A 24889-nucleotide genomic window follows, 5' to 3' on the forward strand; every position below is an offset into this window, starting at 1 on the left:
ATACCGCGGATACTGCAAATCGGGCAACCGCGGCGTGGAACGTTTACCGCGCGGTGGAAGCATGACACACGATGGAAAGGTGGAAAGATGACAGCGCGGTGGAAGCATGACGGCGGGATAAAAGCCGCGCCATAGAAGCGTGACAACACGATGAAAGCGTGGCAACGCGGAAAGCAGCGCCATATAAGCATGGCGGCGCGAAAAACCGCATCGCGAAAGCGCGAAAAGCATGAAAAACACGAAAAACACAAAAAACAATGCGCCGTAAACCTCGCCACGAGGCGAACCCTCCGGTGGGAAGGCGCGACCCCGGCAACGCACCTATGTCTCGGCATACCGGCCGGATACGGCCGGCAAACGCGCAAGACGGGAGCCCATCGGACTCCCGTCTTGCGAAACGATCAGGCGCACGCGCGCCAGCGGGCTACTTGGCCGCCTGCTGCGCGTTCTGGCGGCGCTGCTTGGCGCGCCACTTGTACCAGTCCTCGCGGTTGAGGATGATCTTGCGCACGCGGATGGACTCGGGCGTGACCTCGACGCACTCGTCCTCGTTCGCGAAGTCGAGCGACTCCTCGAGGCTCATCTTGATCGGCGGAGTGAGCGTCTCGAGCACGTCGGCGGTGGAGGAGCGCATGTTGGTCATGTGCTTGGCCAGCGTGATGTTGACGTCCAGCTCGTCGGGCTTGTTGTTCACGCCGACGACCTGGCCCTCATACACCGGGGACTGCGGCTCGACGAAGAAGTTGCCGCGGGCCTGCAGACGCTGCATGGCGTACGGGGTGGCGATGCCCTTGCGGTCGGAGACCATCGAGCCGTTCTGGCGGGTGACGATCGGGCCGGCCCACGGCGCATAGCCGGCGGACAGGGACGAGGCGATGCCGGTGCCGCGCGTGGCGGACAGCAGCGCGGTACGGAAGCCGATCAGGCCACGGGACGGCACGGTGAACTGCAGGCGGACCCAGCCGGAACCGTGGTTCGACATGGAGTCCATGCGACCCTTGCGGTCGGCCATGAGCTGGGTGACGGTGCCCATGTACTCTTCCGGCACGTCGATCGTGGTGCTTTCCATCGGCTCGTTGATCTGGCCGTCGATGGTCTTGGTGACCACCTGTGGGCGACCGACGGTCAGCTCGTAGCCCTCGCGGCGCATCTGCTCGGCGAGCACGGCCAGCGCAAGTTCGCCGCGGCCCTGCACCTCCCAGGCGTCCGGACGGTCGGTCGGCAGCACCTTGATGGACACGTTGCCGATGAGCTCGCGGTCGAGGCGGTCCTTGAGCATGCGGGCGGTGAGCTTGTGGTCCTTGCCCTCGGTGCCGGCCAGCGGGGAATCGTTGGTGCCGAAGGTCATGGAGATGGCCGGGTCGTCGACGTGGATGAGCGGCAGCGGCTTCGGATCGTTCGGGTCGACGATGGTTTCGCCGATCATGATGTCGTTGACACCGGCGACCGCGACGATGTCGCCGGGGCCTGCCGATTCGACCGGAATGCGCTCCAGGCCCTGCGTGCGCAGCAGCTCGGAGACGCGGAAGTTCTCCAGGGAGCCGTCCACGCGGGACAGGCCGTAGGTCTTGCCCTTCTCGAGCGTGCCGTTGTAGATGCGCACGAGGCCGAGACGGCCGAGGAAGTCGGAGGAGTCGATGTTGGCGACGTGCGCCTGCAGCGGCGCGCCTTCCTCGTACTCGGGGGCGGGGATGTACTTGATGATGTCCTCGAACAGCGGCTCGAGGTTGTCGTTGTCCGGCAGGGCGCCGTTGGCGGGCTGGTCGACGGAGGCATAGCCGGCCTTGGCGGCGCAGTAGACCACCGGCAGGTCGAGCAGGTGGTCGAGGTCGAGGTCGACGCCTTCCTCCACCACGTCCTGGGCGAGTCCCAGCAGCAGATCGGTGGCTTCGGAGACGACCTCCTCGATGCGGGCGTCGGGACGGTCCACCTTGTTGACGCACAGGATCACCGGCAGCTTGGCCTCAAGGGCCTTGCGCAGCACGAAGCGGGTCTGCGGCAGCGGGCCTTCGGAGGCGTCCACGAGCAGGACGACGCCGTCGACCATCGAGATGCCGCGCTCGACCTCGCCGCCGAAGTCGGCGTGGCCGGGGGTGTCGATGATGTTGAGCGTGATGCCCTCGGGGTGACCGTACTTGGCGGCCAGCGGGCCGGTGTACTCCACGGCCGTGTTCTTGGCGAGGATGGTGATGCCCTTCTCGCGTTCCAGATCGTTGGAGTCCATCACGCGATCCGGCACTTCCTCACGCTCGGAGAACACATGCGACTGCTGAAGCATCGCATTGACCAGCGTGGTCTTGCCGTGATCGACGTGAGCCACAATTGCCACATTCCTGATATCGCCGCGAACCGCCATCGAAACCTCTCTTAATTGATTCTTTTGCGTAATCGTTCGGTACTTGCGTTCTCGAGTACTTAAGTACTTATTCCGAGGTGTTTATTCATACCTACACACAAACCGTCACGATGATACTCACACACCTTGACCACTCATCAAACATGGCTCCCCTCAGTCGCCTACGGCGACAGCTCCCCTCAGGGAGGGGAGCCAGAAATATCAGTCCTCGAGTTCGAGGCCCTTGCGCTCGGGCAGGCACAGGGCCGCGATGCAGGCGAGGATGAAGGCCGCGGCGAAGATGATGAAGGCCACGGCCTTGTTGCCGCCGGACAGGGTCAGGAACCACGGCATGAGCAGCGGCGCGATGATGGCGGCGACACGGCCCACCGCAGCGGCCGCGCCGGCCGCGGCGCCGCGCAGGCGGGTCGGGTAGATCTCGGGCGTGACCGCATAGAGCACGCCCCAGGCGCCGAGGTTGGATGCGGACAGCAGCATGCCGAACACGAGCACCATGGCCACGGAGCCGGCCTGCGAGAACGCGAACGCGGCCACGGCGGAGACGGCGAGGAACACGCTCAGCGTGCGGCGGCGCCCCCAGATCTCCACGAGCCACGCGGCCAGGAAGTAGCCGGGCAGCTGGGCGATGGAGATCGCCAGTGTATAGCCGAACGACTTGGTCAGCGAGCCGAACTGGTCGGCGAGCAGCGACGGCATCCACGTGAACGCGCCGTAGTACGAGAAGTTGACGAAGAACCAGGTGGCCCAGATCGCGACGGTGCGCGCCAGATACGTGGAGCCGAACAGCTCGCGCGTGGCGATCTTCGGCAGCGGCTTGCCCTTCGGCGAATCTACCGGAGCCACGCCGCCGGCGGCCTCGAAGTAGCGCACGGCCTTCTCGGCTTCGTCCTCGCGCCCCTTGGCCTCGAGGAAGCGCACCGATTCGGGGATGTGCACGCGGGTGACGATCGCGTAGAGCAGCGGCAGCGCACCGATGGCCAGCGCCCAGCGCCAGCCCCAGTCGCCGGTGTTGGGGATCACGAAGGTGCCGATCAGTGCGGCGATGATCCAGCCGACCGCCCAGAACGATTCGAGCAGGACGGTCATGCGGCCGCGCTGCTTGGTCGGCGAGAACTCGGAGACGAGCGTCGAGGCGACGGGCAGTTCGGCGCCCAGGCCGAGGCCGATGATCAGGCGTGCACCGAGCAGCATGCCGAGCGACCAGGACAGGGCCATGGCGCCGTTCGCCAGCCCGAAGATGACCAGCGTTGCGGTGAACACGGTCTTGCGGCCAACGCGGTCGGCGATGTATCCGCCGAGCGCCGCGCCGATGGCCATGCCGACGAATCCGATGGACAGCACCCACGATTTTTCGGTCGGGTCGAGGTTGAAATGCGGGTCGGCGGCGATGGCGGCCACCACGAAGGACACCAGTCCGACGTCCATCGCATCAAAGGCCCAGCCGATGCCGGAGGCGATGAGGAGCTTGCGGTGCGCCTTGTTGAACGGCAGCCGGTCGAGGCGCTCGTTGCGCGTGAGTTGTTGCGTGTCTGTCATGCTTCTTCTTCCCTTGTTGCGTCGTGCAGAGAAGGTCAGCATATCACGAGTTATGGTCACATCGACTATAACTTGCGCGAACTTGTGCGGCGCACCATCCGGCGCCCCTCGCAAGGTGCCCCGCACGTCCGATCACGCGGAGGTCATCAGCGGCGAGAGCACATCGTCGAGATAGGAATCGAGATCCGCGTCCGACACCGAGGCCGACCGCGCGAGCCGGTCCAGCTCCTCGCCGGACAGCCCCTCCTCCGACTGCGGCCCGGAGAGCGGCTCGGAGACGTACCGGTAGACCGCAGCCGGACGCTGGCGCCCCTCGCGCGCTTTTTTCCCGGTGTCCTCGAGTTGCCCGCCGGCGAGCATGCGGCGCCGGAAATTCGCCAGGTCGACGGATTCGCCGGTGATCGCCTCGGTCACGTCGTGCAGCTGGCGCAGCGTGAATTCCTTGCCGACCAGCCTGGTGACCAGATCGGGGTAGGCGATGCGCTCGCGCAGCTGGCGCAGCGCATGGTCGATGATCCTGCGGTGGTCGAAGGCCAGCGGCGGCAGATCGCGCTCGGGGAACCAGCGCACGTTGTCCGCCTCGGCGAAGTCGCGCGTCTCCGCCTGCCCGACCAGCGCCCAGTAGACGATGGACACCATGGGCAGCCCGCCGCGCGATCGCCCGGGATCGCCGAAGGTGTGCAGCTGCTCCAGATATTTCGGATGCAGGTCGGTGGTGGATTCGAGCGCCAGATAGGCCGACTGCTCCAGCGACTGGTCGGAGCGCAGGTCGCCGCCCGGCAGCGCCCACTGCCCGAGGAACGGCTGGCGCACGCGTCGCACCAGCGGCAGCCACAGCCCGATGGGTTCCGCAGGCGACCCGGCGGAACCCGCATCCGCTCCCCCGGTCTGCCCGCCGCGGGGCCCCAAGGCCAGGATGACCACCGATATGCCGACTTCCGGCGGCTGCGCGCGCCGCTCGCTCACATTGAGTCCCATAAAACCGAGCGCCTTCCTCTCCTGCGTCATACGCTCCGGTTCACGAGCATACCATTTATGGTCACGATGACCACAGAAGGATCGCGGCGAGGACGCAGCGCGCCACGCCGCCGGCCGGCCATCCGCTTCCCGCATATGACGGCTCTTCATGGCCGTCCCAGGACCAGTATCACCCATGCGCACCCTAACCACGCAATACAGCCTCGTGATCACAATATTTCTGCAGCCTGCGATGCCTCACGCTCTACATCACGCGCCGAATCCGGCAGGAAGGGCGCAAGCGACGGCAGCTGGTCGAGACCGTCCAGCCCCATGCGCTCTAGGAACAGGTTGGAGGTGACGAGCAGCGCCGCCCGCGACTCCTCGTCGACCCCGTCCTCGCGGATCAGGCCGCGCACCGACAGCGAGCGGATCACGCCATCCGAATTGACGCCGCGGATCGCCGCCACCTGCGCGCGCGTGACCGGCTGCTTGTACGCGATGATCGCCAGCGCCTCCAAGGCGGCCTGCGACAGGCGGGCGGTCTGGCCGTCGGTCACGAAGGCCGCCACGACCGGCTCGAATGCGGCGCGGCTCGCATACTGCCATCCACGGGCCGTATGGCGCAGCTCGAACCCGCGTTGCGCCGCGTCATAGCCGGACTGCATCCTCTCCAGGGCCTCGCCGACCAGCGTCGGGTTGACGCCGAGCACGCGCGCCAGATCCTCCTCGGATTGCGGTTGGTCGGCGGCCATGAGTATCGCCTCGAGGCAGGCACGCAGCCCGCCGGGAAAGTCCTCGACGGCCACGCCCGCGACTCCGGGGCCGGCCGGTGCGGGGGTCGCCGCGGCCTCGGCGCCGTTCCCGATGCCGTCCGCGGCGTTGCCCGCAGCGCTGCCCCTGGCGGTATTGTCCGTGGCGGTGTTGCCCGTGGTGTTGTCCTGCGTCATGCAAAGTCCCTTTCGCTGATCTCCACATCGGCCATCCCGTCATCGGCGCCGAGCACCCACCGCAGATGCAGGGTCTCGTACGGCCCGGCCTGCCTGAACTGCAGCGCCCCCTGCTTGAAGAACGCGAGCACCGCAAGGAATCTGGCCACGATCTCGATGCGGGATGCGGCATCCGCCGTCAGTTCGGCGAAGGTCATCGACCCGCCGGCCCCCAGCGCGCGCAGACGGTCGCGCACCAGCGCCGACTGCGCGCGCAGGTCGACGAGCGGCACATGCAGCTGGTGCAGCGACACCTGGTCGGCCGGCGCGTTCGCGAACACCCGCGCGGCGAGGCGCGCCAGATCGTCGGGGGTCAGCGTCCACACCAGTTCCGGCAGCATGGCCGCGACCGCCCCGTCCACACAGGCCGGGTGGGCGAAGCGCCCCGAGTTCGCCGCGATGCGGGAGCGGAAATCGCCGGCGGCCTCCTTGAACGCGCGGTACTGCAGCAGTCTCGCGAACAGCAGATCGCGCTCGCGCAGGGCCTCCATGCTCTGCTCGTCGCGCTCGTCCTCCTCGCCGCCCGGCAGCAGCGCCGCGCTTTTCGCCTCCACCAGAATCGAGGCGACGTCGAGGAACGCGCTCGCCTCGTCCATGTTGCGCGCGACGTCCATGCCGCGCACATAGGAGAGAAACTCCTCGGTGATCGCCGACAGCGACACCTCGGTCAGTTCGAGGCGCTTGTTGGCGATCATGCCGAGCAGGACGTCGAACGGCCCGGCGTACACGTCCAGGTTCACCCGGAACCCGGAACCGGCCAGCGACTCGGCGTCCGCGTCCGACTCGTACGGCGCCGGCGCCGCGGTCCGCGCCGTGGCATCGAAGCCGCTCACGGTCAGGCGATGACGCCGCGGGCGACCAGCTCGCGCGCGACCTCGCGGTACTCCTTGCTGGTCTTGTGCCCGGGCGCGTAGATCGTGATCGGCGCGGCGGCGACCGTGGAGTCCGGCAGCTTGATCGACCGGGAGATCACCGTGTGGAACACCTTGTCCTGGAACGCCTCGTAGATGCGCTGCAGCACCTCCTCGCAGTGCAGCGTCCTGGTGTACATCGTCACCAGCACCCCATACACCTCGAGGCTCGGATTGATGCGGCTCTGCACCTTGTCGATCGACTGCATGAGCAGCGCCACGCCGCGCAGCGCGAAGAACTCGGCGGCCACGGGGATGATCACGCCGTCGGCGGCCGCCAGCGCGTTGACGGTGAGCAGGCCGAGCGAAGGCTGGCAGTCCACGATGATCACGTCGTACTCGTCGCGGATCGGGCGCAGCACGCTCGCGAGGATCTGCTCGCGGCCGACCTCGGTGACGAGCTGCACCTCGGCGGCCGACAGGTCGATGTTCGCCGGGATGATGTCGAGGTTCTCGAATTCGGTGTGCTGGATCACGTCGTGCACGTCCATGCGCGGGTTGAACAGCGCGGTGTAGATCGTGTTGTCGACCGTGTTCGCGTTGATGCCGAGGCCGACGGTGGCCGCGCCCTGCGGGTCGAAGTCGACGATGAGCACGCGCCGGCCGTACTGGCTCAGCGCGCCGGCGATGTTGATGGAGCTGGTGGTCTTGCCGACGCCGCCCTTCTGGTTGCACATGGCGATGACCCGCGCCGGACCGTGCTGCTGCAGCGGTTCGGGTGCGGGGAAGGTCTCATATTCGCGTCCAAGCAGATCCGTAGGCATACCGTTTACCTTATCAATAACCATGTTCTCCTGCGGGGTAACGACATACGTCCCGGCGATGGGCAGCGCGCCCTGGCGGAACGGATCCCCCGTCTCATGCTCCTTGCGCCAGCCGCCCATCCCCACCTCCGTCGTGTCGGCACCAGCCGTGCATCATCCAGACTACTACCAATACGCGCCCCAGCCGAGCGGCCGGCGTCAGCGCGCCCTCGGGTGGGCGGTCAGATAGGTCTCGATGAGGGTTTCCGGGCTGACATGCGTGTAGATCTGCGTGGTGGTGACCGAGGCGTGCCCCAGCAGCTCCTGCACGGTGCGCACGTCGGCGCCGCCCTGGATCAGGTGCGTGGCAAACGAATGGCGCAGCGTGTGCGGGTGCAGCGGCTTGTCGATATGCGCGCGCTGCGCCGCCAGACGGATGATCTCCCACGCCGATTGGCGGGACAGCCGGCGGCCGCGCTTGTTGAGGAAAATCGCCCGACGCTCCGGCCCGACGCCCTTCGCCTTCGCCTCCAGCACCGGCCGGGCCTGATCGATGTACCGGCGCAGCGCGGCGCAGGCATAGCCTCCGAGCGGCACCAGGCGCTGCTTCGACCCTTTGCCCGTCAGCCGCGCGACGTGCTCGTCGTCGGTGTCGATATCGTCGAGGTTGCCGCCGACCGCCTCGGAGACGCGGGCCCCGGTGGCGTACATGAATTCGAGCAGCGCCTTGTCCCGCAGCGGAACCGCGTTTTCGACGCCGATCGGAGCGCCGGCGGCCGGCACCGGGACCGCGTCCAGCAGCCGCGCGACCTCGTCGACGCTCAGCACGTCCGGCAGCGTGCCGGCGCCTTTCGGCGCCTTGACCGCCGCGGCGACGTCGTCGTCGACCGCATGTTCGGACAGCGCGAAGCGGTGGAACATATGGATGCTGGCCAGGCGCCTCGCCTTGCTGTTCGCGCTCTCCCCCTCGGCGTCCAGCGCCGCCACGTAATCCTCGACGTGCTGTCTGGCGATGTCCCGCGGCGAGGACACGCCATGCGCCTCGAGCCATGAGACGTACTTGGCCAGATCGGATTCGTACGCGGCGACCGTGGCCTTCGACAGCCCGCGCTCCACGTCGATGTGGGCGATGAACTGCTCCGTCAGCCGAGCGAATGCGCTGTCAGGCATGTCCCCTCCCGTCCACCGGTCCCTTGCGATTCGTTGCGCGCCCGTTCACGTGCACATATGCGAGGATCCCGCGTATGGCGGGGTCCTCGACGATGATCAGCTCACCGGGCTGTCGATTTCACGCTGACGCGCCGCGCGCGTCCTTCGCGGCACAGCCGCTCACCTCGGCTACAGACAGCCCACCGGGCTGTCTGCTTCACGCCTCGGCAGGAGCGTTGACGTCCTCGGGCAGAGCGGCCTTGGCGGCGTCCACGATGGCCTTGAAGGCCTCGGGATCGGAGACGGCCAGCTCGGCGAGAGCGCGGCGGTCCAGCTCGATGTCGGCCAGGCGCAGGCCCTGAATGAAGCGGTTGTAGGTGATGCCCTCGGCGCGGACGGCGGCGTTGATGCGCTGGATCCACAGCTTGCGGAAATCGCCCTTGCGAGCCTTGCGATCGCGGAAGTTGTAGGTAAAGGAGTGCAGCAGCTGCTCTTTGGCCTTGCGGTACAGGCGGGAGCGCTGGCCGCGGTAGCCGGAGGCCCTCTCGAGAACGACGCGACGCTTCTTGTGGGCGTTCACTGCGCGCTTGACACGTGCCATAATCTATTCCTCGTTTCTAAAGATAGTCTTACGATATCGGCTTGCGCGGCTCAGCGGCCCAGCAGCTTCTTCATGTTCTTGGACTGGGACGTGGCGAGCACGCCGTCGGCCTTCAGAGCGCGGCGCTGGCGGGCCGACTTGTGCTCCAGGTTGTGGCGCATGGCGCTGCCGGCATGCATCAGCTTGCCCTTGCCGGTGACGCGGACGCGCTTGGACGCGGCGGAATTTGTTTTCATCTTCGGCATTGCTGCCCTCCTTGTTGGTTACTTCATTTCGGAAGTCGTGTTGTCTTCGGTGCCGTTGACGGAGGTCTTCGCATCGGCCGCGGCCTGAGCCTGGGCCTCCTGCTTGGCGGCCAGACGGGCGGCCTGACGGGCCTGACGCTCGGCACGCGACTGATCGCCGCGACGACGCTGCTCGGACTGGGTGTGCACCTTCTTACCCTTGGGCGCAAGCGTCATGATGATGTTGCGGCCCTCCTGCTTCGGGGCGGATTCGATGGTGCCGTACTCCTGCACGTCGTCCGCCAGCCGCTGCAGCAGCTCCACGCCGCCGATCGGGCGGGACTGCTCGCGGCCGCGCAGCATGATCGTGACCTTGACCTTGTCTCCGCCGTTCAGGAAGCGCGTCACATGCCCCTTCTTGACTTCGAAGTCGTGATCGTCGATCTTCAGGCGGAAGCGGATCTCCTTGATTTCCGCGGTGCTCTGATTGCGGCGGGCCTCGCGGGCCTTGATCTTCTCGTTGTACTTGAACTTGCCGTAATCGATGAGCTTGGCGACCGGAGGCTTCGCGTTGGGTGCCACCTCGACGAGATCGAGGTTCGCTTCCTTGGCCAGGTTCAGTGCGACGGAGGTCGCGATGACCCCGACCTGCTCGCCCTTAGGGCCGATCAGGCGCACCTGGGAGACGCGAATCTCGTCGTTAATGCGTGGTTCGTCGCTGATGATGACTCCAATCCTCATGTTTCCTCAGCGGGACCACATGGACGGACTGCACGAGTCGCGGATTCATGGCAGAACTCGGACGGCGCCCCGGGCGCACTCCGAACACGCATACCGACCGGCCGTTCTCCGCATGGGCGGAACGCCGACTGCCAATATGCACGCGCCCGGCGCATTGCAGCCGGAACGCAAAGGCTCTTGCCTTGAACCCGAGGCCATAACAGGCTTCCAGGTGGGGTTACCCCGCTTTCTTGATTTCTCAAGCCTTCTAGATAATACCACAGCCCGGGACCCGCGCGTGTCGCGGTATCGCGCGGCGGTGCGCGGCGGCGCATGGCGGCACACGCCGGCGTGTCGGCGCCCCCGGCATCCACGGCGCCGCGCCGATGCGATCTCACTGCACGCTCACTGCACGGCCTTGAGCAGGCCGGCGATGCCCTCGGTTTTCAGCAGCTCGCGGTAGGGGCCGGCCTCCTCGGCGATGATGTTGTCGATGGCGCGCATGCCGAGCACCTCGACGGGCGCCTTGTCGTCGGTCAGGATCGTGGCGTCCGCCCGTTCGGCCGGATCGTCGACCGCCTGCATCCGGCCGGCCACGTCGGCCATCGTCGAGGCCAGCTCGTGGCTGTGCGTGCGGTCGTACGCCGCGGATTCCAGCGCGGCCGGATCGGACAGGCCGGCCATGTCCCCCAAGCCGCCGGCGTTCCTGGCGAACAGCTCGCGGTTCGTGGTGCCCGGTACATCCGCCGTGCACACGGCGTCCGAGCCGAACACCGACGAGATCGTATCGGTGAGCGCCTCGTTGATCGACCCGCGCCCATCGGAGATCATGTTCATGTTGACGACCATCACGCCGCCCGGATTGAGGTGGCTCCTGACCAGATCAAAGAATTCGGCGGAGCTCATCTGGAACGGGATCGTGATGTCCTGATAGGCGTCGACCATGATCACGTCGTACGTGTTCTCGCTGGCGGCGAGCCATGCGCGGCCGTCGTACGTCGACACCTCGATGTCGGACGGCTCGTCGAAGTACCTGCCCGCCAGGTCGGTGATCTTCTGGTCGATCTCCACGCCGGTCACCCGCATGTCGGGATAGTACTGCCTGAGCTGGCGGGCGTACGTGCCGGTTCCCATGCCGAGGATCAGCGCGGAGTCGGCATGGCTGGCGAGCGCCGGCGCCGCGAGCGCGGTGTCGTAGTACATGCCGGTCAGCCCCTTGTCCTTCATGGTGACGGACTGCACGCCGAACAGGACGTTGGTGGACAGGATCGTGCGGTCGGAGAGGTTCTTGACCTGCAGGTAGTTGTAGATCGACTCGCCCTCGTAGGCGATGGTCGATCGGTTCTCCCAGAACGCGAATCCGGTCAGCGGCGAGACGCAGGCCGACGCGGCGAAGACCGCGACCGAGACCGCGCAGACGACGCGCCGCGCCTTCGCGGCGAAGAAGTACACGATCGGCAGGGCCAGCAGCAGGCCGGAGAAGATCAGAAAGGTGACGAAGGTGCCGACCGCGGGAATCGTCACGAAGGTCGGCAGGAAGGTGCCGAGGATCGAGCCGACCGTGTTGCACGCGGACAGCCGGCCGACCACCGAGGCGTTGTTCTCGAGCGAGTCGGTGGCGAACTTGTTGAGCCCGGGCGTCACGGTGCCGAGCAGGAACAGCGGCGGCACGAAGATGATCATGCAGCTGGCGAACGCCGCGATCACCAGGAAGTTGGTCGACACGGTGACGATGAGCAGCCCCGAGATCAGGATGATCAGGTACTTGCCGACCAGCGGGATCAGCGCGATCCACACGGCGGCGACGAGGATGCGGAAGTACAGCTTGTCGGGGTTCGGGTCCTTGTCGGCCCATCGCCCGCCGAACACCGCACCCAGGGCGAGCGCGATCATGATGGTGCCGATGATGATGGTCCACACGATCTGCGAGCTGGAGAAATAGGGGGCGAGCAGACGCGACGCGCCCAGTTCGGCGGCCATCACGGCCATGCCGGAGAAGAATTCGGTGACGTACAGGAAGATCTTCGACTTCAGGATCGGCCGTTCGCCCGTGTTGTCCGCCGCTTTCGCCATCGCATCCTCCAAACTCCATGCCGTTCTTCCGCGAGACTATCAGCCGGTTTGCCCATTGCGCGCCCATCGCGAGCCTGCGCGCCCGGCCGCTCCGCGGGTATTCCCGCGCGCCTGCCCGCGCGCCTTGGGCGGTGGCCGGCGATCCGGCGGGGGCTCGCTGGAGTTCCCCGCGGAAGTTCCCGCCGCCCGTTGCTTAGGCACATCTGTCGTTTCCCAGGCATGCGGCACCGCGCATCGGGGCTCGCCGTCGTTGGAATCCCGCGCGTGGCGGCCCGGGCGTTCGGACCCGCCTGCCTAACACATGGCGGATGTGCCTAAGAAACGCATACCTGGCGCTACAGTGCATGGGTATGGATCAGATATGCGTGATTTTCGGGGCCGGCGAGTACTACGCCGACGAACCGACGGTGCCCGCGGGCGCGTTCGTGATCGCTGCCGACGGCGGATTGGACCATACACGGGCGCTGGGGGTCACCGCCGACGTGGTGATCGGCGACTTCGACTCCCTGCAGGGCGCGAAGCCGACCGACACGGACCACACGATCGCGCTGCCGAGCGAGAAGGACGACCCCGACCTGCTCAGCGCGCTGAAGATCGGCTGGTCGCACGGCTGCCGCGAATTCCATATCTATGGCGCATTGGGCGGGCGCATCGACCATTCGATCTCCGCCATCCAGCTCACGGCCCTGCTCGCCCACCACGGCGGCATCGGGTTCCTGCACGGCGACGGCACGATAGTGACCGCCATCTGCGACGGCAGGCTTGCGTTCCCGGCGAACGACGTGGCCCCCGGGCGCATGGTGTCGGTGTTCTCGCATTCCGACACGTCGACCGGGGTCGACGAGCCGGGGCTCAAATACGAGCTGGCCGACGGCACGCTGCACAGCGATACCGTACAGGGCGTGAGCAATGAATTCCGGCAGGGCGTGCCCTCCGCGATCAGCGTGCGCAGCGGCACGCTGATCGTCACCTTCCCGCTGGAGGCCCCGACGCCCCAAGTGACGCGGTACCACGGGTTCACCGGCGATCTCGGCGCGCTCGACACGGATGTCTCCCCGATACTGGTGCGCGAATAGCGGCATCGGCGGGGCAGTGGAGTGTGAGCGCTCACAAACCCAACATCCATTCGTGGAAACACGCCCGCAAAACGTTGCCGGAAGTACAGGCGAGGCATTAGAGTGGGCTGTGTTGGTAAACAATGGCCCCATGTGTTCCAATGCGCGCGGGGTCACCCTACAAGGGAGAATTACATGACAGTTAAGATTGGTATCAACGGCTTCGGTCGCATCGGTCGTCTCGCGTTCCGCCGCATTTTTGACCTTCAGCAGAAGGGCGGCGAGGCCGGCGACATCGAAGTCACCGCCATCAACGATCTGACTTCGCCGTCCGCTCTGGCCTACCTGCTCAAGTACGACAGCACCCACGGCACCTTCAAGCACGCTGATGGCACCCCGGTCGACGTCAAGGCGACCGACTCCGCCATCGTCGTGGATGGCAAGGAGTACCCGGTGTACGCCGAGCCGGACGCGAACAACATCCCGTGGGTCAAGAACGACGGTGTCGAGTTCGTGCTCGAGTGCACCGGCTTCTACACCTCCGCCGAGAAGTCCCAGGCCCACCTGAACGCCGGCGCCAAGAAGGTCCTGATCTCCGCCCCGGCCAAGGACGCCACCACCCCGACCGTCGTGTTCGGCGTGAACCATGACATCCTGAAGGCCGAGGACAACATCGTGTCCGCCGGCTCCTGCACCACCAACTCCATGGCCGCCATGGTCAAGCTGCTCAACGACAAGTGGGGCATCAAGGTCGGCTTCATGACCACCGTGCACGCCTACACCGGCACCCAGATGATCCTCGACGGCCCGCGCGGCAAGAAGAGCGGCCGCGACCTGCGCGCCGCCGCGATCAACACCATCCCGCACTCCACCGGTGCCGCCAAGGCCATCGGCAAGGTCGTGCCGGAGGTCAACGGCAAGCTGCAGGGCCACGCCCAGCGCGTGCAGGTTCCGGACGGCTCCATCACCGAGCTGACCACCGTGCTTGAGAAGGCGGCCACCGTCGACGAGATCAACGCCGCGTTCAAGGAAGCCTTCTCCGACACCCCGTACTACGGCTACAACGAGGACGGCATCGTCTCCGGCGACATCATCGGCGACACCCACGGTGGCGTCTTCGATCCGACGCAGACCGATGTCAACACCGTTGACGGCGTGACCATGGCCCGCACCGTTGCCTTCTACGACAACGAGTACGGCTTCACCTCCAACATGGTGCGCACCCTCGAGTACTTCGCCGAGATCTCCGAGTGAGCCTCGCGCGCTAGCGCTTGACTAACGGGCCTTCCCCCGACGGGGAAGGCCCTTTTTGCGTGCCGCCGGCATCTGGCGCCCCCGGAAAGGGTCCTCGGCGTAGAGAACGGTTGGGTAACAAAACGGTTCTCGGACAGTTTCTACGCCAGAACGCTCTTCAGCGTAAAAAACGGTTGGGTAACACAGTGGTTCTCGGACACTTTCAACGCCAGAACGCCCTTTGGCGTAGAAAACGGTTGGGTAACACAGTGGTTCTCGGACACTTTCAACGCCAGAACGCCCTTTGGCGTAGAAAACGGTTGGGTAACAGGTTGGTTCTCGGATACTTTTTACGCCGAAATATCTTTTCGGCACGGGGAACAGGTGGCCGACGGCACCAAACGGGTAGGCGGCCGCGCGGATTATGATGGACGCCATGGGACACAAATCGAAGCATGAGAAGGGCAAAGGGTCCACGCCGGCCACCGTGCAGCTGGAACAGGCCGGGGTGCCGTTCGAAACCTACGAGTACGAACATTCGAACGATCACATGGAGGACGGCTACGGCGTGGAGGCGGCCACCAAGCTCGGATTCGACGAGCATCAGGTGTTCAAGACGCTTATGGCCGACACCGGTTCGGAACGCGTGGTCGGCGTGGTGCCGGTCAGCGGCCATATGGATCTGAAGGCGTTGGCCGCCGCGGCCGGCGCCAAGAAGGCGACCATGGCCGATCCGAAAGTGGCCATGCGCGAATCGGGCTATGTGGTCGGCGGCATTTCGCCCCTTGGCCAGAAAGTGCATCACAAGACCGTCCTGGATGAAAGCGCCCTGCAGTTCGACCGCATCCTGCTGTCGGGAGGCAAACGCGGGTTCTCGATCGGCATCGATCCCAAGGACCTGCTCAAGGTGCTCGACGCCGTCGCCGCGCCGATCGGCACGTGGTGAGTGAGACGCATGCCGCATGTTTGTTGACTGCATCTCCGGCATGCGGCTGACTCGCATGCGCTCCCCTCAGTCCGCTCCGCGGACAGCTCCCCTCAGGAGTGAACTGTGCCCCATTTGTTGGACGTGGTTTATTTATAGGGTACCCGGTCAAGCGGTGGGGAACGTGTTGCGGAATTCCTCCGGGGTGCGTCCCTCGAGTCTCGCCTGGCGTCGTTTGGTGTTCCAGTGGACGATGTACGCGTCCAGCCCGGTCCTGAATTCCTCGAAGGAGGCGAACTCGCGCCCGATGCAGAACTCGTCCTTGAGGTGGCCGAACACCTGCTCGGTCGCGGCGTTGTCCAGGCAGTTGCCCTTGCGGCTCATCGACTGGCGGATGCCCAGTTCCTCCAGGCGGGCCCGCCACCAGGAGTGCTGGTACTGCCAGCCCATGTCCGAGTGCAGGATCGGGGACACGCCTTCGGGAAGACGGGTCTCGAGCATGGCCAGCATGCGCTTCTGCTGGGCCAGATCGGGATGACGGCTCACGTCCCAGGCGACGATCTCCTTCGAGCCCATGTCGTACACGGGCGCGAGGTACGCCTTGCCGCCGGCGACCCTGAACTCGGTGACGTCCGTGCCCAGCTTCACCCACGGGGCGTCGGCCGCGAAGTCGCGTTCCAGCAGGTTCGGCGGCTTCGCGCCCGCCTCGCCCCGATAGGAGCTGTACCCGCGGTGGGGGTTCGGCCGGCGTATGACGCACTCCAGGCCCATGCGGCGCATGACCTTGAGCACGCTCTTGGAGCTCACCGTCACGCCGAACTCGTTCACGAGGCACATGCGCACCTGCCGGTGCCCGCACCCGTTGGGCGTGCGGTGGAACACCTCATCGACCAACGGCTCGATGTCGGGCCTGGTGACCCGCTCGGGATGGGACCGGTGGTAGTAGTACGTGCTCCTCGCCAGTCCCGCGGCCCTCAGCAGGAGCGGAAGCGGATGGCCAAGCCCCGCCAGCGCCGAAACGATCACCGTTTTCTCCCGGTTGGTGATCTCGAGGCCGGCAGGGCCAATGCTTTTTCCAGGTATGCGACCCTCGCCCGCAAGAACTCGTTCTCCTCCCGCAACGCCCCCTCGGGCGTCGGATCCGGCTCCGGCCTCGGCCCCGATCCCCTGGGCCTGCCCCTGCGTCCCGGTCTGAGCGCCTCGGCCCCGCCGGCCCGGTACGCACGACACCAGGCCTCCAACGTCGTGACGCACGCGATCGCGTACCGCTCCATCACCACGGACTTCGCCACTCCCCGGTCCACGTGATCGCGCGCGGCCGCGACCTTCGTGTCCCAGTCATAGCTCCTGTTGCCCCCGCGTTTCGCCATAAGCGCCTCCCGTCCGCCGACCCGATACGCCAGCGACCATTTCTTCGCGGTCATCACCGGCATGCCAACCCGACGCGCCGCGGCCTTGTAACCCAACCCCTCACCAAACAGGGCGGCCACCGAACACCTGAAAGCATCATCATACCGACGCCTGCGATCTGCACACACAGAAAACCACACCTCCAATCATCAAACATGAATTACTCCAGTCCAACAATCAGGGTGCAGTTCAGAGAGGGGAGCCAGTTGTGGGGACGAGCTGCTCCTCCGACAGCCCCGCAATCAAGGACGGCCTTGCGGCCGCATCCTGTCGGCTCGCCTTCACCTACCAACAGCTCTGCTGTTTGCTTCACGGCTCAGCCTCAGCGAGGGGAGCCGAATATAACCAATGAATCAATGATGCAGGACGCCAGTAGTCGGATGTACGACGCTGCAGTGTTTCCGGCCGCCCCCAGTCGGCTTCGCCGACAGACCCCGCCGGCGGGGGTGCACTTCGCGCACTGCCGCGGACGGCCCAACGGATCATCCGTCCGGCGGGGCGTGCGCGTCGTGCAATGCTATGGGCAGGTCACGGGGATACCAGCCCAGCCTGAACCACTCCGTTATGCGCGGGACGGACCACTAAGCGCGCGCAGGCTGCTTGCGCAGTTCGGCGGGCAGCACGAAGTGCATGTTCTCCTTGATGGTCTCCACGGTGGAGACTTCGGTGAATCCGCGGTCCTTGAGCGCGTCGATCACGCCAGCAACCAGCGCGTCGGGAACGGACGCGCCCGAAGAGACGCCGACCGCGCCGACGCCGTCGAACCAGGATTCCTCCATTTCGGCGGCATCGTCGACGCGATGCGCCGTGCCGCGCCCGGCGAGCGCCTCCTGCGCGACCTCCATGAGCCGCACGGAATTCGACGAGTTGGCGGAACCGACGATCACCACGCAGTCGGACTGCTCGGCGACCAGCTTCACCGCCGCCTGACGGTTCGACGTGGCGTAGCAGATATCGGAGCTCGGCGGCTCCTTGATCCACGGGAAGCGCGCCTTGAGCGCCGCGATCGTGCCGGAGGTCTCGTCGATGCTCAGCGTGGTCTGCGTGAGCAGCACCAGCTTCGTGTCCGGCGTGAAATCCAGCGTGTCCACATCGTCCGCGTGCTCGATCAGATGCACGTGCTCGGGGCTCTCCCCCACCACGCCGACCGCCTCGTCGTGGCCGCGATGGCCGATGTAGACGATCTCGTACCCCTCGCGCACGAACCGCAGCACCTCGCGGTGCACCTTGCTCACCAGCGGGCAGGTCGCGTCGACCACATGCAGGCCGCGGGCGTCGGCCTCCGCCTTGACGCTCGGCGACACGCCGTGCGCGGAGAAGACGATCGGCACGCCGGCGGCAGCGGCCTCGTCCGGTATCTCGGCGAGCTCCTGCACGAACACCGCGCCCTGCGAGGCCAGATCCTCGACGACGTGGCGGTTGTGCACGATCTGGCGGCGCACGTACACCGGCGGCAGACCGTCGGCGCGATCGGCTCCCCCGGAGGCCTTGAGGATCGTCTGCACGGTGAGAATCGCCCGGTCCACGCCGGCGCAGAAGCCGCGGGGGTCCGCCAGCACGATTCGCTTCGTCATATCGCATCCCTTTCTCCGCACGATCCCATCGTTCACAAGATACCATCCGCCGCGACGCGCACCGGCGCGGCTATGCCGAAACCACGGATTCGTCCGCCATTGGCGAACGACGTCGCCCGCGCGCTCAGGTCAAGGCCGCGCTAGACTGATAGCGATAACAACGGTTATCGGCCATTCACACTACGGGAGTGATTCCATGACGAACAAGACGCCGCGCACCGGCAATCAGTATTCGATTCACTATGGCGACTACTCGGCCGTGATCTGCGAGCTCGGGGCGAAGATCCGCCGTTTCGACCATGCCGGCAAGGAGATCTTCTGCCCGTTCGGCCCGGACGACCTGACCCCGACCTGCAACGGCTACGTGCTGGCGCCGTGGCCGAACCGCATCGAGAACGGCGAATACGACTTCAACGGCAAGCACTACTGCGCCCCGGTCAACGAGTACCACCCCGCGCCGCGCAACAACGCGAACCACGGCTACGCCTACCACTACATGTGGAAGCTCGAATCGCTCACCGACAGCAGCGTGACGCTCTCGCTGCGCTTCCCCAACCTGGACGGCTACCCCTTCGACGTGACCGTGACCGTGACCTACACGCTGGACGGCAACGGCCTGACCGTGACCGTCAACGCCCGCAACGACGGCGACGAACCGGCGCCGTGGGCCCTCGGCCTGCACCCGTGGCTGGCCAACGGCAAGCAGGGCGCGACCTCCGCCGAGCGCGACGCCGATTCCGCCGCCTGCCGCCTGCGGATCAAGGCCGCCAGCCACGTGACCGTGAACGAGGCGCTGATCCCCACCGGCACGGAGCCGGTCGCCGGCATCTACGACCTCAACGACGACCCGACGCTCGAGGGCCGCTCCTTCGACGACGCCTGGGTCGATGTGGACCGCGCGGACGACGGCACGACCACCACCACGTTCACCCGCCCCGACGGCATCGAGGTAAAGCTCATCGGCGACGCGACCATCAACGCATGGCAGTGCTACACCGCCACCGGCGCCCCGTTCGCCGAGCACCCGTACGGCATCGCCGTCGAGCCGATGACCGCGCCGGCCAACGCCTTCCGCACCGGCGACCATCTGGTGACGATCGCCCCCGGCGACGACTACACCACCGTGGTGCGCTACGAGGTGAGCGCGAAGTAACCGCCGCGAGCCTTCTCTCTGGGGAGCATGCGGCAGCGGGGCCTGCCACGCAGCGCCTGCGGGCATGCTTCTCTCGACCACTGCGTGACGGCTCCCCTCATGGAGGGGAGCCAAGGAACGCAGGAATCGCCTTGCGTTGTCTTGACAGAGGGACCGACAAAACCGGGAAGCGGAAGGAACCCGATTCCGCCGGTGCCGCGCCCCGCCACGTCACGGGGCGTTTGCGGTACCATTGTGAGCGGTAACAATCGCATTTCACAAAGGAGTGTGCATTATGGTGCTCAAGCCCCGCACCGGCAATCAGTACGCCATCGCATCCGGCGAGTGGAGCGCCGTCGTCACCGAACTGGGAGCGAGCCTGCGCGAGCTCAAGTGGCGCGGCGAGGACATCATCGTCCCGTTCGACCCCGACAAGGTCATCCCCTGCTGCAACGGCTGGGTGCTGGCCCCGTATCCGAACCGCGTGACCAACGGCCAGTATTCCTTCGAAGGCGTGGACTACCAGATGCCGATCGACGAGTTCGACCGCCAGTCCTCGCTGCACGGCTATGCCTACCGCCATATGTGGCAGCTCGAGGACCTGCAGGAGTCCCACGTCACGCTCTCCTGGCGCTCCCCCGACATCGCCGGCTACCCGTTCGACATCACCGTCACCGCCACCTACGCGCTGGACGACAACGGCCTGACGGAGACCTTCACCGTGCACAACAACGATTCCGTGAACGCGCCGTGGGCCTTCGGCATCCACCCGTGGCTGGCCAACGGCAAGCGGTCCCGCGGCCCGGCCATCACCGCCGACAACGAGGAGTGCCGCCTCGAGCTGCACTGCGCCATGCACGTCACCGTGGACGAGCACCTGCTGCCGACCGGCGAGGAACCAGTCGCCGGCATCTACGACCTCAACGACGGCCCGAGCCTGAAGGGCCGCGGCTTCGACGACGCCTGGACCGACATCACGGATCGCGGCGCCGACGGATCCACCTCCGCAGTCTTCACCCGCCCCGACGGCATCGCGGTCACGATCACCGGCGACAAGACCATCAACTCGTGGCAGGTGTGCACCGGCAACGAGATCGGCGAGCCGGTGCGCCAGCCCGGCGTCGCCGTCGAGCCGATGACCGCCTACGCCGACGCCTTCCGCACCGGCAAGGATCTGGTCGTGCTCAAGCCGGGCGACGACTACGCCACGGTCGTCACCATCCGGGCCCGGCGCTCCTGAATCCCGCCCCGCGACGCCGCCGACGGACGTGCGGCTTGAGAACGTCGCTAGGATGTGTGATAATCTCGTAGGCTTATTAATCGTGAGTAAAGGAGTCCATCATGGGCATGCGCGGACGTAAGCGCAAGGATCGTCGCAAGAAGGCCGCCAACCACGGCAAGCGCCCGAACGCCTGATCTGTCGCGTCAATAACGCACGAAGCCCCGCGGAACAACGGTTCCGCGGGGCTTTTTTCGTCGGTTCCGCGATCCTCGCAGCAGCAGTGGTCGAGCGTCTCGCGCAGGCGGCGCAGCAGGCATTCGGGAGCCGCAGCCGGGCGCAGATAGGCGCGCAGCGCGGCGATCAGTGCCTTTTCCCGCTCGTCGCAGCAGGAATCCGGATCGAAGCAGTCGCCCGGGGATACGGGGGATGCATCGGGGGCTTCACCCGCCGCCGCGACGCCGGCACCGCCGGATACGGCTCCGTTCGCGGCACCGGGCGTCTCGGCGCATTCGGCGTCAGGCGCCGGAGAGACGGCGAACCGCACCTGCACATGGGTGATGTCGGCATGGGTGACGACGCCATCCGCACGGGTGACGGAAACGCGGCTGTACCGCTCTACCTGCCCGTTCATGACCGATCCTTTCCCTTGCGTGCCGCCGTACCGCCCGCGCGAACCTCGGCACCGCGCTCCTTACTCCCATTATCACCGTTATCGCCGTCGTTGTCATGCTTCGCGGATAGTGAATATCGGGAATGATCCGTCCCGTCACCCCCGTCGCCGCCCGAGGATCGGGTGGCCTGCTGGCCGTACCCACGTTCCCTCGCATACGCGGCCAACTCTCGTTTGAGCTGCGTGCGCGCGCGGCTGAGCCGGCTCATCACCGTGCCGATCTTGACGCCCTGCTCGTCGGCGACCTGCTGGTAGGTCTTGCCGTCGATCGCCGTGTCGATGAACACCTGCCGCCGCTCGGGAGACAGCTTGGACAGCGCCGCCATGATCTCCTCGGGCGCGAAGGTGTCCAGATACTCCTGCTCCGCGGATTTCAGCCCTTCGGGCGAGCGCTCGGACGCCGAATAGATGTCCCAGTCGTCGTATTCCCCGGTCGAGTCGTTGGCCCGCTGCGGGCTGCGCTTGGCTTTGGCGTACTGGTTGAAGTACGCGTTGCGCTCGATCGTGGTCATCCATGCCTCGAAGTTGGACCCGGGCTCGAAGGAATCGAAGGATTTGAACCCGCGTTCGAAGGTGTCCTGCACCAGATCCTGCGCGTCCTCGGTATTGTTGGTGAGTTTCATCGCCTGCCGGTACAGCGCGTTGACGGCAGGCATGGCAAGCCGTTCGAAGCGCGCCCGCTTCTCGGCTACGGTTTCGCCCCGCTCATTCATCACGGTTCCCTATTCTAACGGTAGAATGGCTTTCGGCTAACAAGGGAGAACATCGATATGGCTTTGACTCTGCGATCCGCGGCCGATCTGCTGGCCCGACACGGGCTGCTGCGGGAAATCATCGAAGGCGCGACATGGACGATGGACGCGGGCGACATCGCCGGCGCCGACCGTCCGTTCGCCGCCGTCACCTACGACACGCGCCAGGCGGCCGAAGGCACACTGCTGTTCTGCAAGGGCCGCTTCAAGGCCGCCTATCTCGACGGCATCGACGGGCGAGGCCTGGCCGCCTACGTCGCCGAGACCGATTTCTCCGCCGCCACGGCCGCGCCCGGCCTGATCGTCAACGACGTACGCCGCGCGATGAGCCTGCTGTCCGCCGAGTTCTACGGGCGCCCGCAGGACGAGCTGACCGTGATCGGCATCACCGGCACGAAGGGCAAGACCACCACAGCCTACTTCACGCAGGCAGTGCTCGCCGCCTATTCCGGCGGCAAGGCGGCGCTGTTCTCCTCGCTCGACAACTGCCTCGACGGGCGCACCTGGGTCGAATCCGACCTGACCACGCCCGAATCGCTCGACGCGTTCCGCATGATGCGCGAGGCGCTCGACAATGGCATGCGCTATCTGGTCATGGAGGTCTCCTCGCAGGCCTACAAGGTCGAGCGCGTGTACGGCCTCACCTTCGACGCGGGGGCGTTCCTCAACATCTCCCCCGACCATATCAGCCCGATCGAGCACCCGACCTTCGAGGACTACCTGTACTGCAAGCGCCAGCTGACCCGCAACTGCCGCACGCTCGTGCTCAACGCGGACTGCGACCACGCCGATCTGATCCGGCAGGACGCCAGCGCCGCCGGGGTTCCCCTCGTCACCTTCGCACTGCACGGAGCCGGCGGGAACGGCACCGACGACACCGCCGGCAACACCGCGGCCGACATCACAGCCGCCCCCGATGCCGGCCCGGAGCACGGCTATCTGTTCCGCGACCACGGCGAGACGGTCGGCGACTTCACGCTCGAACTGGAGGGCTCGTTCAACGCGGCGAACGCCGCAGCCGCGATCGGCCTGGCCCGCGCTGTCGGCGTGCCGGCCGGGTCGCCGGCCTTCACCGCGCTCGAGCGGGTGCGCATCGCCGGGCGCATGGAGCACTATCAGTCCGGCGACATCGTCGCCTATGTGGACTACGCGCACAACTACGTGAGCACGAAGACGCTCATGGAGTTCGTGCTGCGCAAGTACGGCGACCGCGACCCGCGCATCGTCGTGGTCACCGGGTCGGTCGGCGACAAGGCCGTGGACCGCCGCGAAGGCATCATCAAGGGTGTGCAGGACCATGCCGACCGCATCATCCTCACTTCGGAGGATACGGTCGCCGAGCCGATGATCGACATCCTCCACGAGATGCAGGGCCACATCACCAACCCGCACGTCGCCTGCGACATCGAGCTCGACCGGGCGAAGGCCATCGAAGCCGCGGTGGACGACGCCCGCGCGCACGCCGGCCGGCTGACCATCCTGCTGGTCATCGGCAAGGGCGAGGAACGCTGGATCAAGGTCGAAGGCAAGCATGCGCCGTACGAGGGCGACGACCGCGTCGTCACCCGTCTGCTCGGCATCGGGCGCGAGCCCGGTCGGGCGGCCTGACGGCACGGCACGTACTACTATCGTCACCAGTCAAAGCAAGGAGCACTATGATCACGCTGGAAGCCGTCACCCCCGCCGACATGGAAGCGGCAGCCGCGCAACGCGGCGTCAACCTGCCCATCGAACAGACCGCCGTATGGGCGGCGTATCAGGCCGACATCGAGGGGCGCACGCCGTGGGGCGCCTATCTGGTCAAACGCGACGGCGAGGTCGTCGCCTTCATCTCGCTGATCGATTTCGAGACGCACGGCTACCACTACCTGCGTTCCGTGCACGGCCCGGCGTGGATCGCCAAGCCGGACGAGGCGGAGGAGCTCGCGGTGCTGGACGCGCTGCGCGAGGTCGTGAAATCCCGCGACAAGCATGTGGCGTTCCTGCGCGTCGACACCTGGTTCGAGGCAGGCACCACGCAGGTGCTGTCCACCGTGCCGTACGACCAGACCGTGGTGATCGACGTGACCGGCGGCGACGACGCGATCCTGTCGCGCATGAAGCGCCGCGGCCGCCGCGACGTGCGCAAGTCGCTGCGCGAATGCCCGGCCGCGTGCGCCGACGAGACCGACAAGGCGATGGCCGATTTCTCGGAATGCTACGACGTGATGGTCGAAACCGGGCAGCGCGACGGGTTCACGCCGGCGCCGATGAGCGACTATGCCGACATGATCGCCGCGCTGGGAGCCGAGCACTGCCGCGTGTTCGCGGCGCGCATCGACGGGCGCGTGGTGGCCTGGTCGATCGTGACGGTGAACGGCACGCGCGCCGTGCGTTACTACGCGGGCATGCGCTCCGAGGTCATGCGCCTGCACGTGACCGACAAGCTGCTGTATCAGGAGTGCTGCATCCTGGGCACACAGGGCATCACCGACTACGATCTGATGGGCATCGGCAGCGATTTCGCCCCTTCTCTTAAGGGTCTTAACGAATTCAAGACCAAATTCACCGAGGAGGTCACGCCGGTGCCGCCCGCGCGCGACGTGCCGGTCAAGAAGGCCTTCTATGCCTCGCTTACCGCTCTGCAGAAGGTGCGCAAGGGCCTCCGCCGCGGTTGA

General features: G+C 66.3%; 23 protein-coding genes. 8 read left to right on the forward strand and 15 right to left on the reverse strand.

Going from position 1 to position 24889, the window contains the following annotated elements; translation table 11 throughout:
* Positions 1–424: 424 nt before the first annotated feature.
* The 11 genes from typA to BBSC_RS08655 all read right to left on the reverse strand — a co-directional run bounded on the left by typA (position 425) and on the right by BBSC_RS08655 (position 12259).
* The gene (typA, locus tag BBSC_RS08605; RefSeq protein ID WP_033519266.1) at positions 425–2356 is read right to left on the reverse strand and encodes a translational GTPase TypA; all 1932 of its coding nucleotides are present in this window, start codon (positions 2354–2356) and stop codon (positions 425–427) included.
* Positions 2357–2557: 201 nt separating this feature from the next.
* The gene (locus BBSC_RS08610; protein WP_033519267.1) at positions 2558–3892 is read right to left on the reverse strand and encodes an MFS transporter; all 1335 of its coding nucleotides are present in this window, start codon (positions 3890–3892) and stop codon (positions 2558–2560) included.
* 132 nt (positions 3893–4024) lie between these two features.
* Positions 4025–4870 (reverse strand): NUDIX hydrolase, encoded by an 846-nt coding sequence (locus BBSC_RS08615; RefSeq protein WP_046726172.1) that lies wholly within the window; start codon positions 4868–4870, stop codon positions 4025–4027.
* 209 nt (positions 4871–5079) lie between these two features.
* On the reverse strand, positions 5080–5799 hold the full coding sequence (scpB, locus tag BBSC_RS08620) for an SMC-Scp complex subunit ScpB (protein WP_033519268.1): 720 nt from the start codon (positions 5797–5799) through the stop codon (positions 5080–5082).
* A complete protein-coding gene (locus BBSC_RS08625) occupies positions 5796–6599 on the reverse strand; it encodes a segregation and condensation protein A (protein ID WP_033519284.1) in 804 nt (267 codons plus the stop codon). Before BBSC_RS08625 ends, scpB begins: the two co-directional genes overlap by 4 nt.
* Before the next feature lie 74 nt (positions 6600–6673).
* Positions 6674–7513: a ParA family protein gene (locus BBSC_RS08630; protein WP_033519285.1), complete on the reverse strand. Its 840-nt coding sequence runs from the start codon at positions 7511–7513 to the stop codon at positions 6674–6676.
* Positions 7514–7711: 198 nt separating this feature from the next.
* Positions 7712–8662 carry a site-specific tyrosine recombinase XerD gene (gene xerD, locus BBSC_RS08635; RefSeq protein WP_033519269.1) on the reverse strand — a complete coding sequence of 317 codons (951 nt, stop codon included), beginning with the start codon at positions 8660–8662 and terminating at the stop codon, positions 7712–7714.
* A gap of 196 nt (positions 8663–8858) precedes the next feature.
* On the reverse strand, positions 8859–9242 hold the full coding sequence (rplT, locus tag BBSC_RS08640) for a 50S ribosomal protein L20 (protein ID WP_033519270.1): 384 nt from the start codon (positions 9240–9242) through the stop codon (positions 8859–8861).
* 50 nt (positions 9243–9292) lie between these two features.
* On the reverse strand, positions 9293–9487 hold the full coding sequence (gene rpmI, locus BBSC_RS08645; protein ID WP_033519271.1) for a 50S ribosomal protein L35: 195 nt from the start codon (positions 9485–9487) through the stop codon (positions 9293–9295).
* An 18-nt stretch (positions 9488–9505) separates the two neighbouring features.
* Positions 9506–10207 (reverse strand): translation initiation factor IF-3, encoded by a 702-nt coding sequence (infC, locus tag BBSC_RS08650; RefSeq protein ID WP_033519272.1) that lies wholly within the window; start codon positions 10205–10207, stop codon positions 9506–9508.
* A gap of 384 nt (positions 10208–10591) precedes the next feature.
* Positions 10592–12259, reverse strand: coding sequence for a spermidine synthase (locus tag BBSC_RS08655; protein ID WP_033519273.1), 1668 nt, complete (start codon positions 12257–12259; stop codon positions 10592–10594).
* 350 nt (positions 12260–12609) lie between these two features.
* Between BBSC_RS08655 and BBSC_RS08660 the strand changes: the two genes are divergently transcribed.
* From BBSC_RS08660 to ybaK, 3 genes are all read left to right on the forward strand, one after another.
* Complete coding sequence (locus tag BBSC_RS08660) at positions 12610–13335, forward strand: thiamine diphosphokinase (protein WP_033519274.1); 726 nt, start codon at positions 12610–12612, stop codon at positions 13333–13335.
* A gap of 174 nt (positions 13336–13509) precedes the next feature.
* Complete coding sequence (gap, locus tag BBSC_RS08665) at positions 13510–14568, forward strand: type I glyceraldehyde-3-phosphate dehydrogenase (RefSeq protein ID WP_033519275.1); 1059 nt, start codon at positions 13510–13512, stop codon at positions 14566–14568.
* A 415-nt stretch (positions 14569–14983) separates the two neighbouring features.
* Positions 14984–15493, forward strand: a complete 510-nt coding sequence (gene ybaK / locus BBSC_RS08670) for a Cys-tRNA(Pro) deacylase (protein WP_033519276.1) — start codon at positions 14984–14986, stop codon at positions 15491–15493.
* Positions 15494–15640: 147 nt separating this feature from the next.
* Here the strand turns inward: ybaK and BBSC_RS08675 are convergent, their stop codons facing one another.
* The 3 genes from BBSC_RS08675 to BBSC_RS08685 form a co-directional block, all read right to left on the reverse strand.
* Positions 15641–16495 carry an IS3 family transposase gene (locus tag BBSC_RS08675; RefSeq protein ID WP_081893131.1) on the reverse strand — a complete coding sequence of 285 codons (855 nt, stop codon included), beginning with the start codon at positions 16493–16495 and terminating at the stop codon, positions 15641–15643.
* Positions 16495–17010, reverse strand: coding sequence for a helix-turn-helix domain-containing protein (locus BBSC_RS08680; protein ID WP_033520085.1), 516 nt, complete (start codon positions 17008–17010; stop codon positions 16495–16497). The genes BBSC_RS08675 and BBSC_RS08680 overlap by 1 nt, the downstream gene beginning before the upstream one ends.
* Before the next feature lie 453 nt (positions 17011–17463).
* Entirely contained in the window at positions 17464–18456 is a 993-nt protein-coding gene (locus tag BBSC_RS08685) for a 4-hydroxy-3-methylbut-2-enyl diphosphate reductase (RefSeq protein WP_033519639.1), read from the reverse strand.
* A 196-nt stretch (positions 18457–18652) separates the two neighbouring features.
* Between BBSC_RS08685 and BBSC_RS08690 the strand changes: the two genes are divergently transcribed.
* The 3 genes from BBSC_RS08690 to BBSC_RS14490 all read left to right on the forward strand — a co-directional run bounded on the left by BBSC_RS08690 (position 18653) and on the right by BBSC_RS14490 (position 21004).
* Positions 18653–19609: an aldose 1-epimerase family protein gene (locus BBSC_RS08690; RefSeq protein ID WP_033519640.1), complete on the forward strand. Its 957-nt coding sequence runs from the start codon at positions 18653–18655 to the stop codon at positions 19607–19609.
* A gap of 274 nt (positions 19610–19883) precedes the next feature.
* Complete coding sequence (locus BBSC_RS08695; RefSeq protein WP_033519641.1) at positions 19884–20828, forward strand: aldose 1-epimerase family protein; 945 nt, start codon at positions 19884–19886, stop codon at positions 20826–20828.
* Between the two features lie 101 nt (positions 20829–20929).
* Positions 20930–21004: a 50S ribosomal protein bL37 gene (locus tag BBSC_RS14490; protein ID WP_003817083.1), complete on the forward strand. Its 75-nt coding sequence runs from the start codon at positions 20930–20932 to the stop codon at positions 21002–21004.
* 433 nt (positions 21005–21437) lie between these two features.
* On the opposite strand, the gene BBSC_RS08705 is transcribed toward BBSC_RS14490, so the two are convergent.
* Positions 21438–22193: a sigma-70 family RNA polymerase sigma factor gene (locus tag BBSC_RS08705; protein ID WP_046725984.1), complete on the reverse strand. Its 756-nt coding sequence runs from the start codon at positions 22191–22193 to the stop codon at positions 21438–21440.
* A gap of 57 nt (positions 22194–22250) precedes the next feature.
* Between BBSC_RS08705 and BBSC_RS08710 the strand changes: the two genes are divergently transcribed.
* Both BBSC_RS08710 and BBSC_RS08715 read left to right on the forward strand, forming a co-directional pair.
* On the forward strand, positions 22251–23840 hold the full coding sequence (locus BBSC_RS08710) for a UDP-N-acetylmuramoyl-L-alanyl-D-glutamate--2,6-diaminopimelate ligase (RefSeq protein WP_033519642.1): 1590 nt from the start codon (positions 22251–22253) through the stop codon (positions 23838–23840).
* Between the two features lie 47 nt (positions 23841–23887).
* Positions 23888–24889, forward strand: coding sequence for a lipid II:glycine glycyltransferase FemX (locus BBSC_RS08715; protein WP_033519643.1), 1002 nt, complete (start codon positions 23888–23890; stop codon positions 24887–24889).

Origin of the sequence: Bifidobacterium scardovii JCM 12489 = DSM 13734 (genome assembly GCF_001042635.1) — a bacterium.
GTDB classification, from domain to species: Bacteria; Actinomycetota; Actinomycetes; order Actinomycetales; family Bifidobacteriaceae; genus Bifidobacterium; species Bifidobacterium scardovii.

Excerpts from the sequence above, each read along its gene's own strand:
- typA (WP_033519266.1), bottom strand. The coding sequence starts at position 2,356 with ATGGCGGTTCGCGGCGATATCAGGAATGTGGCAATTGTGGCTCACGTC.
- BBSC_RS08610 (WP_033519267.1), bottom strand. The coding sequence starts at position 3,892 with ATGACAGACACGCAACAACTCACGCGCAACGAGCGCCTCGACCGGCTG.
- BBSC_RS08615 (WP_046726172.1), bottom strand. The coding sequence starts at position 4,870 with ATGGGACTCAATGTGAGCGAGCGGCGCGCGCAGCCGCCGGAAGTCGGC.
- scpB (WP_033519268.1), bottom strand. The coding sequence starts at position 5,799 with ATGACGCAGGACAACACCACGGGCAACACCGCCACGGACAATACCGCC.
- BBSC_RS08630 (WP_033519285.1), bottom strand. The coding sequence starts at position 7,513 with ATGCCTACGGATCTGCTTGGACGCGAATATGAGACCTTCCCCGCACCC.
- xerD (WP_033519269.1), bottom strand. The coding sequence starts at position 8,662 with ATGCCTGACAGCGCATTCGCTCGGCTGACGGAGCAGTTCATCGCCCAC.
- rplT (WP_033519270.1), bottom strand. The coding sequence starts at position 9,242 with ATGGCACGTGTCAAGCGCGCAGTGAACGCCCACAAGAAGCGTCGCGTC.
- rpmI (WP_033519271.1), bottom strand. The coding sequence starts at position 9,487 with ATGCCGAAGATGAAAACAAATTCCGCCGCGTCCAAGCGCGTCCGCGTC.
- infC (WP_033519272.1), bottom strand. The coding sequence starts at position 10,207 with ATGAGGATTGGAGTCATCATCAGCGACGAACCACGCATTAACGACGAG.
- BBSC_RS08655 (WP_033519273.1), bottom strand. The coding sequence starts at position 12,259 with ATGGCGAAAGCGGCGGACAACACGGGCGAACGGCCGATCCTGAAGTCG.
- BBSC_RS08660 (WP_033519274.1), top strand. The coding sequence starts at position 12,610 with ATGGATCAGATATGCGTGATTTTCGGGGCCGGCGAGTACTACGCCGAC.
- gap (WP_033519275.1), top strand. The coding sequence starts at position 13,510 with ATGACAGTTAAGATTGGTATCAACGGCTTCGGTCGCATCGGTCGTCTC.
- ybaK (WP_033519276.1), top strand. The coding sequence starts at position 14,984 with ATGGGACACAAATCGAAGCATGAGAAGGGCAAAGGGTCCACGCCGGCC.
- BBSC_RS08685 (WP_033519639.1), bottom strand. The coding sequence starts at position 18,456 with ATGACGAAGCGAATCGTGCTGGCGGACCCCCGCGGCTTCTGCGCCGGC.
- BBSC_RS08690 (WP_033519640.1), top strand. The coding sequence starts at position 18,653 with ATGACGAACAAGACGCCGCGCACCGGCAATCAGTATTCGATTCACTAT.
- BBSC_RS08695 (WP_033519641.1), top strand. The coding sequence starts at position 19,884 with ATGGTGCTCAAGCCCCGCACCGGCAATCAGTACGCCATCGCATCCGGC.
- BBSC_RS08705 (WP_046725984.1), bottom strand. The coding sequence starts at position 22,193 with ATGAATGAGCGGGGCGAAACCGTAGCCGAGAAGCGGGCGCGCTTCGAA.
- BBSC_RS08710 (WP_033519642.1), top strand. The coding sequence starts at position 22,251 with ATGGCTTTGACTCTGCGATCCGCGGCCGATCTGCTGGCCCGACACGGG.
- BBSC_RS08715 (WP_033519643.1), top strand. The coding sequence starts at position 23,888 with ATGATCACGCTGGAAGCCGTCACCCCCGCCGACATGGAAGCGGCAGCC.